Annotated in this window: 11 protein-coding genes; 3 read left to right on the forward strand and 8 right to left on the reverse strand. The window is 71.8% G+C overall.

Translation table 11 applies throughout. The annotated features are described in order from the left end of the window. Positions 1-340: 340 nt before the first annotated feature. The 6 genes from pgl to tkt form a co-directional block, all read right to left on the reverse strand. Positions 341-1,096, reverse strand: coding sequence for a 6-phosphogluconolactonase (gene pgl / locus ABZS54_RS27450; protein ID WP_355541519.1), 756 nt, complete (start codon positions 1,094-1,096; stop codon positions 341-343). After that, a complete protein-coding gene (gene opcA / locus ABZS54_RS27455; protein ID WP_355541522.1) occupies positions 1,093-2,250 on the reverse strand; it encodes a glucose-6-phosphate dehydrogenase assembly protein OpcA in 1,158 nt (385 codons plus the stop codon). Before opcA ends, pgl begins: the two co-directional genes overlap by 4 nt. Next, positions 2,247-3,803 (reverse strand): glucose-6-phosphate dehydrogenase, encoded by a 1,557-nt coding sequence (gene zwf / locus ABZS54_RS27460; RefSeq protein ID WP_355541525.1) that lies wholly within the window; start codon positions 3,801-3,803, stop codon positions 2,247-2,249. Before zwf ends, opcA begins: the two co-directional genes overlap by 4 nt. Beyond that, entirely contained in the window at positions 3,800-5,482 is a 1,683-nt protein-coding gene (locus tag ABZS54_RS27465; protein ID WP_355541528.1) for a glucose-6-phosphate isomerase, read from the reverse strand. Before ABZS54_RS27465 ends, zwf begins: the two co-directional genes overlap by 4 nt. Before the next feature lie 200 nt (positions 5,483-5,682). Further along, the gene (tal, locus tag ABZS54_RS27470; protein ID WP_355541531.1) at positions 5,683-6,795 is read right to left on the reverse strand and encodes a transaldolase; all 1,113 of its coding nucleotides are present in this window, start codon (positions 6,793-6,795) and stop codon (positions 5,683-5,685) included. A 126-nt stretch (positions 6,796-6,921) separates the two neighbouring features. Then, a complete protein-coding gene (gene tkt, locus ABZS54_RS27475; RefSeq protein WP_355541533.1) occupies positions 6,922-9,012 on the reverse strand; it encodes a transketolase in 2,091 nt (696 codons plus the stop codon). Positions 9,013-9,436: 424 nt separating this feature from the next. On the opposite strand from tkt, the gene ABZS54_RS27480 reads away from it, so the two are divergent. Together ABZS54_RS27480 and ABZS54_RS27485 are read left to right on the forward strand one after the other, a co-directional pair. Then, positions 9,437-10,381, forward strand: coding sequence for a heme o synthase (locus tag ABZS54_RS27480; protein WP_355541535.1), 945 nt, complete (start codon positions 9,437-9,439; stop codon positions 10,379-10,381). Between the two features lie 243 nt (positions 10,382-10,624). Continuing rightward, a complete protein-coding gene (locus ABZS54_RS27485) occupies positions 10,625-10,984 on the forward strand; it encodes a hypothetical protein (protein ID WP_355541537.1) in 360 nt (119 codons plus the stop codon). A 414-nt stretch (positions 10,985-11,398) separates the two neighbouring features. Here the strand turns inward: ABZS54_RS27485 and ABZS54_RS27490 are convergent, their stop codons facing one another. Further along, positions 11,399-11,755, reverse strand: coding sequence for a MerR family transcriptional regulator (locus ABZS54_RS27490; RefSeq protein WP_355541540.1), 357 nt, complete (start codon positions 11,753-11,755; stop codon positions 11,399-11,401). A gap of 58 nt (positions 11,756-11,813) precedes the next feature. Beyond that, a complete protein-coding gene (locus tag ABZS54_RS27495) occupies positions 11,814-12,422 on the reverse strand; it encodes a hypothetical protein (RefSeq protein WP_355541543.1) in 609 nt (202 codons plus the stop codon). A 276-nt stretch (positions 12,423-12,698) separates the two neighbouring features. Between ABZS54_RS27495 and ABZS54_RS27500 the strand changes: the two genes are divergently transcribed. Continuing rightward, entirely contained in the window at positions 12,699-14,048 is a 1,350-nt protein-coding gene (locus ABZS54_RS27500) for a tetratricopeptide repeat protein (RefSeq protein ID WP_355541546.1), read from the forward strand. Positions 14,049-14,242 lie beyond the last annotated feature (194 nt).

Here is a 14,242-nt window from a genome sequence, read left to right on the forward strand (position 1 = left end):
GTTATCGGGGCGCGGGGCGGGTGCGCGGAGCAGGGGGGTCGGGCGCCGCGCGGGGTTGGAGGGGCGGGGCGTCGGGCGCCGGAGGCGGAGCCGCAGGACGCGAGGCGGGAGTGCTTGGACGTCCGGCGCGCTGGGCATGGGGTCGCGGGGCAGGGCCTTGTACGCGGGTCGCTGTCCCGAAGAAACGGAGCACCTCGGTGGCCACGCTGCGCACACCCTGAGGCACGAGTCGACCGACCCATCTCACGGGAAGGCGCCGACCCGTACGAAGGGCGGGACGGGAACCCTCCGGCTCCGTCCCGCCCTCCGTAACTCCCCTACACCCCAGGCGGCTTCCGGCCTAATCCGGCAGCTTCGCCGCCGCTGCCCGGTCCAGCAGCCACAGCGTCGCGCCCGTGCCGTACGCCCCCGCCGCCGGGGTCTTCGTGGCGTCCGACGACGCCCGCGCCGTCGCGACCGCGTCCGCCTTGTCCTCGCCCGCCGCGAGCAGCCACACCTCGTGCGCCGCTCGGATCGCCGGGAAGGTCAGGGTGATCCGGGTCGGCGGGGGCTTGGGGGCCTCCCGTACCGCGACCACCATGCGGGTCGACTCCGCCGTGGCGGCGAAGCCCGGGAAGAGCGATGCCACGTGCGTATCGGGGCCGACCCCGAACATGGCCAGCGTGAACGCCGGTACCGACGCGCCGTCCGGCGCGGCGGCAGCCAGCTCCGCCGCGTACCGCCGCGCCGCCGCGTCCACGTCGTCGCCGTCCGGACCGTCACTGGCGGGCATCGCGTGGACCAGTTCCGGCAGCACCGGGACCGTGTCCAACAACGCCTCGCGCGCCTGCGTCTCGTTGCGGTCGGGATGGCCCGCCGGCAGGAACCGCTCGTCGCCCCACCAGATGTGCAGCCGGTCGAAGTCGATCGCGCCCAGCGTGGGCGTGAGCGACAACTCGTGCAGCAGCGCGTTGCCGTTGCGGCCACCGGTCAGCACGATGTGCGCAACGTCGAACTCGGCCTGCGCGTCCGCGACCCGCTGGATCAGTCCGGTCGCGGCTGCCTTGGCCATCAGTGCCGTGTCGGCGTGCACCCGGACCGGGCCGTGAGCGCTCACGCGCCGTCGCCCTTCTTCTTCCGGGCGGCACGCGGCGCGGCGGCCTTGCTCTCGTCCTTGTCGACCGTCTTGCGGGTCGCGACCCGCTTGCCGGCCGCCGCGCCCGAGGTGCGCTTGAGCGGCGGCGCCGTACCGACCTCCTTGGTCGCCCGGCGCAGCGGCGCCTCGCCCTCCTCGACCCGCTCCACGTCCTGTACCGGCGTCTGGGACACCGGCGACTCGGTGAACGAGGCCGCGGAAGGCACCCGCGCCGCCTCCAGCGCGGCCCGGGCCAGCGTCGCCGCGTACACGTCGTCCGGATCCAGCCGGCGCAGCTCCTCGGCGACCAGGTCGGATGCCTCACGGCGCTTGAGCGCGACCACCCGGTCCGGCTGACCGGGCGAGGACAGCGACGCCATCATCCCGTCCGGACGGTCGATCACGATCTCGCCGTCCTCGGTCACCAGTGTCACCGAGGTGATCCCGGGGCCGCCGGTCTCCACCCGCTCCACGTCGACCTCGAGCCGGTCGGTCAGCCACAGCGCGAGCAGTTCCGCGCTCGGGTTGCCCGCCTTCGCGCCGACCTTCGCGCCCAGGATCCGGCTGTACTTCTGGTCCAGCGCCGCGGCCAGCAGGCTGCGCCACGGTGTGGTCCGAGTCCAGGCCAGGTCGGTGTCGCCCGGCGTGTACGCGCTCGCTCGCAGCCGCAGCACATCGGCCCGGCGCGGCGGCGCGGCGGCGTCGGTCACCCGACGCGTGGCCAGCGCGCCCAGCAGGTCCTTGCTGGGCACCTCCGGCGCACGCCCGGGCCACCACACCACGACCGGTGCGTCCGGCAGCAGCAGCGGCAGCACGACCGACTCGGCGTGGTCGGCCAACTCGCCGTGCATGCGCAGCAGTACGGTCTCGCCCACGCCCGAGTCGCCGACCCGGACCTCGGCGTCCAGGCGCGGCGCGATCTCCGCCCCCGGGCGGCCGATCACCACGAGGATCCGCGACGGATGCTCACGGGCGGCCGTGCTCGCGGCCTTCATCGCGTCGTACTGGTTGGCCTCGTCGGTGACGATGACCAGGGTGAGCACCATGCCCAGGGTGGGGCTGCCCATCCCGCGGCGGGCCTCCACCAGTGCGGCATTGATCTTGCTCGACTTGGTGTCCGTCAGATCGATCATCATGGGCGGCGCCAGCTCCGTCCGTCACGTGCGAGCATCTCGTCGGCCGCGTCGGGACCCCAGGTCCCCGACACGTAGGGCTCGGGCTTGCCGTGCTGTGCCCAGTGCTCCTCGATCGGGTCGAGGATCTTCCAGGACAGCTCGACCTCCTCGTGCCGAGGGAACAGCGGCGCGTCGCCGAGCAGGACGTCGAGCAGCAGTCGCTCGTACGCCTCCGGGCTCGACTCGGTGAACGATTCGCCGTACGCGAAGTCCATGTTGACGTCGCGCACCTCCATCGCGGTGCCCGGCACCTTGGAGCCGAACCGCACCGTCATGCCCTCGTCCGGCTGCACCCGAATGACCAGGGCGTTCTGCCCCAGTTCCTCGGTCGCGGTGGCGTCGAAGGGCAGGTGCGGCGCGCGCTGGAAGACCACCGCGATCTCGGTGACCCGGCGGCCGAGCCGCTTGCCCGCACGCAGGTAGAAGGGCACGCCCGCCCAGCGGCGGTTGGCGATCTCCAGCTTGATCGCGGCGTAGGTGTCGGTGCGCGAGTCCGGCGGGATTCCGTCCTCTTCGAGGTAGCCCTTGGCCAACTCGCCGCCCTGCCAGCCGCGGGTGTACTGGGCCCGGACGGTGCCGCGCGAGAGGTCGTCGGGCAGCTTGATCGAGCTGAGCACCTTGAGCTTCTCGGCGACCAGCGAGTCGGCGTCGAAGGACACCGGCTCCTCCATCGCGGTCAGCGCGAGCAGTTGGAGCAGGTGGTTCTGGATCACGTCGCGCGCGGCGCCGATGCCGTCGTAGTACCCCGCCCGGCCGCCGATGCCGATGTCCTCGGCCATGGTGATCTGGATGTGGTCCACGTAGGACCGGTTCCACAGCGGCTCGAACATGGTGTTGGCGAAGCGCAACGCCATGATGTTCTGGACGGTTTCCTTGCCCAGGTAATGGTCGATCCGGAAGACCGATTCGGGCGGGAAGACCTCGTCGACGACCTTGTTCAGCTCGCGCGCGCTCTTGAGGTCGTGCCCGAACGGCTTCTCGATCACCACGCGGCGCCACGAGTCGGCCTTGGGGTCGGCGAGTCCGTGCTCCTTGAGCTGGCGAACCACCTCGGGGAAAGCCTTCGGCGGCACCGACAGGTAGAACGCGTGGTTGCCCTGGGTGCCCTGCTGCTCGTCCAGCTCGTCGATCGTCTGGCGCAGCTGGTCGAACGCCTTGCCGTCGTCGAACTCGCCCTGGACGAACCGGAATCCCTCGGAAAGCTGCTGCCAGACCTCTTCCCGGAAGGGGGTCCGGGCGTGTTCCTTGACCGCCTCGTAGACGACCTGGGCGAAGTCCTGGTTCTCCCAGTCGCGCCGGGCGAACCCGGTCAGCGCGAAGCCCGGCGGCAGCAGACCGCGGTTGGCCAGGTCGTAGATCGCCGGCATCAGCTTCTTGCGGGACAGGTCGCCGGTGACGCCGAAGATGACCAGGCCGGACGGGCCCGCGATACGCGGGAGTCGGCGGTCCTGCGGGTCGCGCAGCGGGTTCTCCGGCCACACGGCCGGCTTGGACTTGCCGACCTTGGGGCTCATCGAGCCGCTCCGTCCGCGAGGGCACGGGCGGCGTCGAGCAGTTGCCCGAGTCCGGTCGCGCGGTCGGTCAGGTGCAGACGCAGCACCGGGCGCTCGCGCGAGGTGATCGCGCCGAGGTCGCCCAGCGCCTGGGCCAGTTGCAGCCGGCCGAAGCTGTACGGCTTGGCCGGCACGTCCAGGTCCTCGGCGTTCGCGCCGGTGATCTGGAGGAACACGCCGACCGCGGGCCCGCCCTTGTGGAACTGGCCGGTGGAGTGCAGGAATCGCGGCGCCCAGCCGAAGGTGACCTGCTCGCCCGCCAGCGCCTCGGCCAGCCACGGCCGCAGCTTGGGCGCGTCCGTGTCGCCGAGCCGGTCCAGGTAGGCCATCACCGCGAGGTAGCCGTTGTCCGGCACCGTCGCGAGCAACGCGCGCAGCGCACCGGTGAGATCGCTCGCCCCGTCGAGCAGCACGGCGTCGCCGTGCACCTCGACCGCGCCGTCCACGAAGGCCGGTTCGCCCACCGGCAGCGGGCCGTCGTCGCCCGCCTTGGTCAGCAGCGCGCCGGTGTTGTCCTTGGACTCCTGCACGTTGGGCTGGTCGAACGGGTCGATGCCGATCACCCGACCGGCAACCGCGGTCGCGTACTCCCACAGCAACAACTGCGCGCCCAGCGGCCCGGAGACGCGCAGGTCGACATCGGGCCGGTCGATCTCCTCGTCACCGATCACCGTGCGCACCGCGTCGGCGCCCACCGCGTGGTCGAACCCGGGCGCGTCCACGCCCTCGACCACGACCGGCAGGACGCCGCGGCCCTGCTTGCCGGTGGACTCGGCGATCAACTGCTCGGCCCAGTCGCCGAAGCCGACGATGTCGCCGGTGTCGGCGAGCACGAGCTTGTCCCGGCCGTGGTTGGCGGCGGCGCCGAGCACCGCGCCCAGCAGCAGGCCCGGGTTGTCCCGGTCGCCGGCCAGCGCGGGTGCGAGCGCGGCGGCGTCGTCGAGGAGTTGCTCGACGTCCACGCCGGCCAGTGCGCTGGGCACCAGGCCGAACGCGGTCAGCGCCGAGTATCGGCCACCGACGTTCGGGTCGGCGAGCACGATCGTGTAGCCGGCGTTGCGCGCGGTGTTCTCCAGCGGCGAGCCCGGGTCGGTGACGACCACGATCCGGCCGGCGAGCTGGTCGTTGGTCAACCCCTCGTCCAGGAAGGCCTGTTCGAACGCGCGGCGGTGGCTGTCGGTCTCCACGGTGCCGCCGCTCTTGCTGGAGACGACCACGACGGTGCGCTCCAGGTCGTCGCCGAGCGCGCGGCGGACCTGGGCGGGGTCGGTGGTGTCCAGCACGGTGAGCTTCTTGCCGTAGGTGGCGGTGATCACCTCGGGCGCCAGCGACGAGCCGCCCATGCCGGCCAGGACCACGTGGTCCAGGCCCTCGGCGCTCAGGCGCTCGCGCAGTTCGGCGAGTTGCGGCAGCAACGCGCGCGAGGAAGCGGGCAGATCCACCCAACCCAGGCGGATCGCGGCCAGCGATTCGGCCTCCGGACCCCACAGCGTGGCGTCGGAGGCGACCAGGCGCGCGGGCACCTTGTCCACGACGCAGGCGGTGATGACTTCGGCGACTGCGGCGGCGTGCGATAGGTCACCGGAAACGGTGACATCCACGCCGCCGGCGGTCACGCGTTCGTCGTTTGCGTGTACCACGGGCGGTCAGCCCTCCTATTAATGGGGTGGGAGTGTGCTGAAATCATGCCCTGATTGCGTGGAGTATCCGTCCCGTCGCCGCCGAACGGGTCACATTCGGCGGCGCCGGGACGAAGGGGTGCTGCGCCGGTCGGCGAGGGAGGCCGACCAGGTCATGCGGTCTGCGGTGATGGAACGGGTGCTGCTCGGTCCGGCGGGCGTCAGCCCTTGGCGAGCCGCTCCAGCTCGCCCTGCACGGACGCGAGCAGCTCGTTCCAGGAGGTCTCGAACTTCTCGACGCCCTCCTCCTCGAGCAGGTCGACGACCTCGTCGTAGGAGATGCCGAGCTTGGCGATCGCGTCCAGGTCGGCCTGGGCCGACTCGTACGTGCCGTGCACGGTGTCGCCGGTGATGTCGCCCTGCTCCGCGACCGCGTCCAGGGTGGCCTCGGGCATCGTGTTCACGACGCCCTTGACGACCAGGTCGTCCACGTACATCGTGGCGCGGTACGCCGGGTCCTTGACGCCGGTCGAGGCCCACAGCGGGCGCTGCGGCCGGGCGCCGGCGGCGGCGAGGGCCTGCCACCGCTCCGTGCCGAACACCTCTTCGTACGCCTGGTAGGCGAGTCGCGCGTTGGCGACCGCCGCCTTGCCGGCCGCCTTCTTGGCGTCGTCGGTGCCCAGGGCCTTGAGGCGCTTGTCGATCTCGGTGTCCACGCGGGACACGAAGAAGGACGCCACGGACTCGATCTTGGAGATGTCCAGACCGGCCGCGCGGGCGCGCTCGATGCCCTCGACGTACGCCTCCATCACCTCGCGGTAGCGGGCCAGCGAGAAGATCAGCGTGACGTTGACGCTGATGCCCTCGGCGAGCGCCTGCGAGATCGCGGGCAGGCCGGGCTTGGTGGCCGGGATCTTGATGAACAGGTTCGGCCGGTCGACGAGCCACCACAGCTGGCGGGCCTCGGCGATGGTCGGCTCGCTCTTGTGCGCGAGGCGGGGGTCGACCTCGATCGACACCCGACCGTCGACCCCGTTCGTCGCGTCGTAGACCGGGCGCAGCACGTCGCACGCCTGGCGAACGTCGGCCGAGGTGATCATCCGCACGGCCTCTTCGACCGTCACGCCGCGCACGGCGAGGTCGCGCAGCTGCGTGTCGTAGACGTCGTTGCCGGTGATCGCCTTCTGGAAGATCGCCGGGTTGGTGGTCACGCCGACGACCTCGCGGTCGCGGACGAGTTCCTGCAGGTTGCCGGACTCCAGCCGCGTCCGGCTCAGGTCGTCGAGCCACACAGCCACGCCCTCGGCGGACAGGCGACGCAGGGGTTCCGTCATGACACTTTGCTCCTTCTCGAGTCGGCGGCCGGATCCGGCCGCCTCGTGGGCGGCGGATCGGCGCCCGGCGCGGGCGGTGTCGGGCGGATGTTGCCACCCGACACCGCCCACAGGGTTACGTGATCTTCAGCTACCGGCGTGCGCCAGGGATTCCCGAGCGGCCGAAACGACCGCCTCGTGGGTCAGCCCGAACTCGGCGAACAACTTCTTGTAGTCCGCCGACGCGCCGAAGTGCTCCAGCGAGACGATCCGGCCCGTGTCGCCGACCAGCTCGCGCCAGCCCTGCGCGATGCCGGCCTCGACCGAGACGCGCGCCTTGACCGCCGGCGGCAGCACCTGCTCGCGGTACGCCTGGTCCTGCTCGTTGAACCACTCCAGGCACGGCAGCGAGACCACCCGGGTCGGCACGCCCTCGGCCTCCAGCACCTCGCGCGCCGCGACCGCCGTCTGCACCTCGGAGCCGGTGCCGATCAGGATCACCTGCGGGGTCCCGCTGGACGCCTCGGCCAGCACGTAGCCACCGCGCGCGGTGCCCTCGGCCGAGCCGAACTCGGTACGGTCCCAGGTCGGTACGTCCTGGCGGGTGAGCAGGATGCCGGCCGGGCGGTCGGTGGTCTCCAGGATCTTGCGCCACGCCACCGCGACCTCGTTCGCGTCCGCCGGGCGGACCACGTCCAGGCCGGGGATCGCGCGCAGCGCCGCGATGTGCTCGATCGGCTGGTGGGTCGGACCGTCCTCGCCCAGGCCGATCGAGTCGTGCGTCCACACGTACGTCGTGGGCAGCTTCATCAGCGCGGCGAGCCGCACGGCCGGGCGCATGTAGTCGCTGAACACCAGGAACGTGCCGCCGTAGATGCGCGTCCCGCCGTGCAGCGCGATGCCGTTCATGGTCGAACCCATGGCGTGCTCGCGGATGCCCCAGTGCACGGTGCGACCGTAGGGGTTCGCGCCCTTGAGCGCGTTGCCCTCGGGCAGGAACGAACTGCCCTCGTCGATGGTGGTGTTGTTCGACTCGGCCAGGTCGGCGGAGCCGCCCCACAGCTCGGGGATGACCGCGCCGAGCGCGGCGAGCACCTTGCCGGATGCCTTGCGGGTGGCGACCGGCTTGCCGGCCTCGAACTCCGGCAGCACCTTCTCCCAGCCGTCGGGCAGCCGTCGGGCGGAGATCCGGGCGTGCTCGGCCGCGCGCTCGGGGTTGGTCTCGGCCCACTTGGCGAAGTCGCTCTTCCAGGCGTCGTGCGCGGCGCGGCCCCGGTCGACGACCTTGTGGGCGTGCGCCAGCACGTCGTCGGCGACCTCGAAGTTCTGCGCCGGGTCGAAGCCCAGCACCTTCTTGGTGGCCGCGACCTCTTCGGCGCCCAGCGCCGAGCCGTGCGCCTTGCCGGTGTTCTGCGCGTTCGGCGCGGGCCACGCGATGATCGTGCGCATGCCGATCATGGTCGGCCGGCCGGTCTCCGCCTTGCCCGCCTCCAGCGCCGCGCTCAGCGCCTCGACGTCGATGTCGCCGTTGGCCTGCGGCTCGACCCGGATGGTGTGCCAGCCGTAGGCCGCGTAGCGGGCGAGGACGTCCTCGCTGAACGCGGTCTCGGTGTCACCCTCGATCGAGATGTGGTTGTCGTCGTAGACCACCACGAGGTTGCCGAGCTTCTGGTGACCGGCGAGCGAGCTGGCCTCGGCGGAGATGCCCTCTTCGAGGTCGCCGTCGGAGGCGATCACCCAGATGGTGTGATCGAACGGCGAGGTGCCGGGGGCGGCCTCGGGGTCGAACAGGCCGCGCTCGTAGCGGGCGGCCATCGCCATGCCGACCGCGTTGGCCACGCCCTGGCCGAGCGGCCCGGTGGTGGTCTCGACGCCGGCGGTGTGGCCGTGCTCCGGGTGACCGGGCGTGCGGCTGCCCCAGGTGCGGAACGACTTGAGGTCGTCCAGGGTCAGGCCGTAGCCGGACAGGTAGAGCTGCGTGTAAAGGGTCAGGCTGGTGTGACCCGGGGACAGCACGAAGCGGTCGCGGCCGGTCCAGTCCGGGTCGGTCGGGTCGTGGCGCAGGAACTTCTGCCAGATGAGGTAGGCCGCGGGGGCCAGGCTCATGGCCGTTCCGGGGTGGCCGTTACCGACCTTCTGAACGGCGTCCATCGCCAGCACACGAGCGGTGTCGACGGCTCGCTTGTCGAGGTCGCTCCAGTCGAGAGAGCTGTTGTCGGGGGTCGGCTTGGTGCTCACCCTGGTCAGGGCTCCTTCCGGGGTCTTCCGGTATAGGCCGAAAAAAAGCGGCCGGCTCGGGGTCCATGCCCCGGCGCCTCAGGCACGTGGCCGAGCCTACCGGGGGCGGCATGCTCCCTTGCTCGGTGGACGGCCACCGGGGTGGTGACGTTCGCCCCGTGGACAGGACGGGAGGTACGCGGGGGCGACGCGCGACGCACGGTGGACGCGGGACTCCACGCACGGCGCCCTTCGCCTCGGCTACCCGGCGGTGCGGTGGGCATGCCCCGGAGGGTTTGTGCCCCTGGTGAGGGACTACAGTTTCCTGCTAGTGGGTCCGGGCCTCGACGTCCCGACGCCGCTTGATACCGCTTACATATTGACGAGCAAACCGGCTTCCGGGCGGCACCCGGGCCCGGCCGAAAACGCTGCTGATGGGGTGTTCGTGACAGCCGTCGAATCCCGACCGGCCGGGCTGGTGGGAAATGCGCCCGCGGGCGCCCGCCCGCCGATGGCCCGGATTCTCGCATTCGTGGCCCTCACCAAGCCGCGCATCATCGAACTGCTGCTGATCAGCACGATCCCGGTGATGTTCCTTGCGGCGGACGGGCTGCCGGATCTGGGTCTGGTGCTTCTGGTCGTGTTCGGTGGCTACCTCTCGGCAGGCAGCGCCAATGCCTTCAACATGTACATCGACCGGGACATCGACCGGCTGATGCACCGCACCGAGCGGCGACCGCTGGTCACGGGGATGGTGTCGCCGCGCGAGTCGATCGTGTTCGCGAGCACGCTCGGAGTGATTTCCACCGCGTGGTTCTGGTTCCTGGTCAATCCGCTGTCGGCGGCTCTTTCGGTCTTCGCGATCTTCTATTACGTGGTCGTGTACACGATGCTTCTCAAGCGGCGCACGCCGCAGAACATCGTGTGGGGCGGCATCGCCGGCTGCATGCAGGTGTTGATCGGCTGGACCGCGGTGACGAATTCGCTGGATTGGGCACCGGTGGTGCTCTTCGCGGTGGTCTTCTTCTGGACGCCGCCGCACTATTGGCCGCTGTCGATGAAGTTCACCGACGACTACACCAACGCCGGCGTGCCGATGTTGCCCGTGGTCGCGGGCAACAAGGTCGTGGCGAAGCAGATCGTGGCCTACAGCTGGGTCATGGTCGGTGTGTCGATGCTGCTGTGGCCGGCCGCGGACACCGGCCCGCTCTACCCGACCGCGGCGGCGCTGCTGGGCGTCGCGTGGCTCTGGGAGGCGCACGGTCTCCAGCGTCGGGCCAAGGCCGAGGTCACCGGTGGCAAGCTCAAGGAAATGCGGCTGTTCCACTGGTCGATCACCTACCTGACGCTCCTGTTCGTCGCGGTGGCCGTCGACCCGCTGCTGTTCTGATCCGACTGCCGCGCATTGCGCCCCGCTTCGCGCGCCGTGACCCGCGCGCGCCGAGCGGTCGGCTCGCGAACGCTCGCTCGGGTTGCCTGCGCGGGTCTCTTGCTCGGGTTGGTTTGCTCGCTCGGATTCGTTCGCTTCGATCCGCCTGCCGGGTCGACCCGGAACGCGCGGCTCCGGGTGACGTGATCCGGACCACGCGCATCCGCCCGAATCCGGCGACGCACTCTCGGTAATGTGGGCACCATGACGGACACCGAGACCACGACGGCCACGCCGGACCCGGGTTCCCCGGATGCGCGGGTCGAGCGACAGGTGCGCAGGATCGCCAAGCACATCGAGCGCTTCACCGCCGCGCACGGCGGCGGAGGCGACGCGATCGTCGAGTACGTCGGGCGCGATGCGACCCGCATCGTGCTCGTCGGGACCGACGGAGCGTGGGGCGACCAGGTCGTCCGCAACCCGGACATCGCGCGCGCGGCCATCGCCAAGGCGGGCGTCACGCTGCACGAGGAGTTCCCGAACGACCTCGCGGCGAAGGTGCGCACGACGAAGTACGAATGGTCCCGAATGGCGGGCCTTCAACTGGGCGGCTCACAGGGCTGAGCCGGTTCGACCGCAGGCGACGGGTGCCCGGCTGCGCACGCCGGACCGCACCCGTCGGCGGTCGGGCGAGAGGGCCGACTGCCACTCTGCGGGAGCAAGAACACCTGCGCCGGCACCTGCTCACCCACCTGCGATCCGCGAACGACCCCCGGGTGGTCAGGGCCGGTCCCTCGGGCAGCACACACGACTCGGCGCCGGACGGGTCGGTCCCGTCCCCGGTCGGCACGCCCACCGCGATCCGCATGCCCTCGACCAGGTCGAGCGGGAACAGGCCGCGGATCGGTGGCGTCCATCGGTTGCCCGAGAGTGCGCCGAGCAGTCCGGTGACGCAGTCCGCCGTGGCCGCGCCCACATCCGCCGGCCCGCAGCTCGCCCGGACCACGGACAGGCGCAGTCGGGGTTCGTGGGTCGTGGTCACCTCGTGGTCGCCCGCGCGGTCCGCCGCCAATCGGTCCAGCAGGTGCAGCCGTTCGCGATCGCGCGCGATCCGCTCGGCCGGCCGGTCCCGCTCGGCCCGCAGCACCAGCGTGCGGTCGGCGCCCTGGCGGCCAGGGTTTCGGCGATCACCGCCGGCGGGACGTCGATCTCGCGCAGCAGCGCGACGGTCAGCGCGTCCCGGGCCTGGTCGGTCGCGTAGTAGCGGTAGCCGGTGGCGCGATCCACCCGTACGGGCCGCAACAGCCCGACGTCGTCGTAGTGCCGTAGTTGCTTGACGCTCAGCCGACACAGCCGCGCGAAACGGCCGATGGTGAGCAGTTCCTCTTCCCGCATGCCGCCATGCTGGACCCTCCCGCGGGAGGGTCCAGCCGAGGCCGGTGACCGCTCCGGATCAGGAGTGCCAGATCTCCTTGATGTCGGTGATCTCGTTCGCCGCGTTCAGGATGAGGTCATACGCGCCGAACGACGAGCACGTGTTGGCGCCGTCGTCCTGGTGGGTCAGGCACTTGTCGATGTGGTCCCACACCTGGCCGATGTACTCCGCCTTCCTCGGCGGCGGACCGGCCAGCGTGCCGGTGGCCTTGGGCGCGAACAGCAGCGGCGCCTGCTCGGCGCCGACCGCCTCGTAGTGGCCGTCGTTGGGGTCGCAGACGAACTTGGTGTTCTTGTAGTACAGCGAACCCTTGGTGGGCTGCTTGACCGGGTACACGATCTTGTGCCCGGGCTTGGGCGTGGGCGGCGGCCCGCAGTCCTCACCCGGTTCGGCCGTACCGCCGCCGGCCGGCGGCTTGGCCGACTTCGGCGTCTGGGTGCGCGCCGGGCCGGAGGCGGCGGGACCACCGCTGGGTACCGGCGCCACCGGTGCCGAGGCGGCCGGCGTGTCGGCCGCCTTCGGCGTTTCCTTCTTGTCCTTGTCGTCCGCGTTGCACGCGACCAGCGTGAGCGCGGCGACTGTCGCGGCGGTGATCCCGCCCAACATCCTGCGAGTCGTCGGATACATCGAACCCCCTGTGCGCCGGGCGCCGGGCGCCCGTACTTCGATGGAACTCGCACACACTAGCGATCTTGGAATCCCGACACCGCTGAACCAACACGCGTAAGGTAATGGGAATCTCAAGATGCATCTTCGGCCGGGCAAAATCGCGCTCGGTCGACATCCCGTCACGGAACCCAACGAGTCGGCCGTGGCCGGATCCGTACCCGTTCGGCCCCGTCGGCGGCCCGCTCGCGATAGCGTCACGCGGAGGTCTTCGGGACCAGAGGCGAGGTGGGACCCGTGCGGTTCGGATGGCTGCGGCGCCATGAGCGTCACCTGGAGGAATACCGGCACCGGCGCGAGCAGGAGTCGCCGTGTCCGGGCCGAGCCACGCCCGAACCCCCGCCCGCCGCCTCGTCCTTCGCTGAATTCGCAGGCCGGGACGGACACAATCCGGCCGAACCGGAACCGGATCCGCCGGGAAGCGCCGGCGTACCGGCCGAGTCCGACGACGCCGAGGCCACCCGGGCGCGGATGCTCACCGAGAAGGCCCAACAACTGACCCGGGCCGGCCGGCACGCGGACGCGGCGGCGCCCGCCCGCGCCGCGGTCCGGATGCTCGGTGCGCTGGCCGGCAAGGACCATCACCGACACGGGCCCGCCCTGGTCGGCGGGTTGCGCGCGTTCGCGGCCGTGCTGGCGGCCGACGGCCGGACCGAGGACGCGGTCAAGGTGGCCGTGAGCGCCGGCGAACACGCCCGCAGGCTGGCCGCGCTCGACCACCGCGCGCACCGCCCGCTGCTCGCGGTGGCGCTGCGCGAACTCGGCGCCCGACTCGGCGACCACGGCGACGAATCGGCCGCGCTGGGCGCGCTCCGCGAGTCGGTACAGCTCTTTCGTACCCTCGCCGCCCAGGCGCCCGAGCGACACCGCGCCGAACTCGCCCTGTCCCTGGACGAACTCGCCGGCCGACTGGCCGCCACCGGAGCCACCGACGCCGCCCTCGCCGCGTTCACCGAGGCCGAACGCCTGCTGGGGATCGGCCCGCCACAGGCCCGTCAGGCCGCCGTGCTGCTGCGGCACGCGACCCTGCTCGCCCGCCTCGGCCGAGGTCCCGAGGCGATCGCGCTGGCCGCCGACGCGGTCGAGGTCCGCCGCGGCTACGCGAGCGCGGACAACGCGCCCGCCGGCCGCCGCGAGGACGAACTCGCCGCGTCGCTACAGAGCCTGGGCCTGCTGCACAGCGCCGGCGGCGCACACGACGCGGCGGTGGACGCGCTGGAGGAGGCGGTCCGGCTGCGGGCGAGGCGGGTGCGGGCCGACCCCGTGTTGGCCCGCCGTCCCGAAGTCCCGGTCACCTACGCGCTGTACGGCATCGTCCTGGTCGCCGCGGGCCGACCCGCCGACGCGGTCCCACCGCTCGCCGCGGCGCTGGGCGTGGGCACCGCGCTGAACCTGGACCGGGTCTCCGATCTGGCCGGGGACACCCTGGTGCGGGCCCATCGCGCCAACCCGGACGCGGTCCGCAACCGCTGGATCGCGGCCACCGGCGAGGAACTGCCCGCCTGGATCGAACGCGGGCAACGCCCGCTCCCGCAGCAGGCCAACCGTCGACAGGTGCACCGTCCCGAACCGCAGGAGGCACTGTAGGCCCGCGACCGACGACGCACGGTGGGCCCGGGGCGGCACCCACCGGGACGCGCCGGCACACGACAAAGAGCCGCCGGAAGTGGGGGCGCCCCCCCCCCGGGGGGGGGGGGGGGCACCCCCGCGGGCCCCCCCCCCCCCCCCCCCCCCCCCCCGCGGGTGGAGGAGACAAAAAAAAAAAAAACCCCCCCCCAAAC

It is taken from the genome of Embleya sp. NPDC005575, assembly GCF_040605455.1.
Taxonomy (GTDB): domain Bacteria; phylum Actinomycetota; class Actinomycetes; order Streptomycetales; family Streptomycetaceae; genus Embleya.

Bases quoted from the DNA above. Each gene is read 5' to 3' on its own strand.
- zwf (WP_355541525.1), bottom strand. From the start codon at position 3,803: ATGAGCCCCAAGGTCGGCAAGTCCAAGCCGGCCGTGTGGCCGGAGAAC.
- ABZS54_RS27495 (WP_355541543.1), bottom strand. From the start codon at position 12,422: ATGTATCCGACGACTCGCAGGATGTTGGGCGGGATCACCGCCGCGACA.
- ABZS54_RS27490 (WP_355541540.1), bottom strand. From the start codon at position 11,755: ATGCGGGAAGAGGAACTGCTCACCATCGGCCGTTTCGCGCGGCTGTGT.
- ABZS54_RS27485 (WP_355541537.1), top strand. From the start codon at position 10,625: ATGACGGACACCGAGACCACGACGGCCACGCCGGACCCGGGTTCCCCG.
- tal (WP_355541531.1), bottom strand. From the start codon at position 6,795: ATGACGGAACCCCTGCGTCGCCTGTCCGCCGAGGGCGTGGCTGTGTGG.
- opcA (WP_355541522.1), bottom strand. From the start codon at position 2,250: ATGATGATCGATCTGACGGACACCAAGTCGAGCAAGATCAATGCCGCA.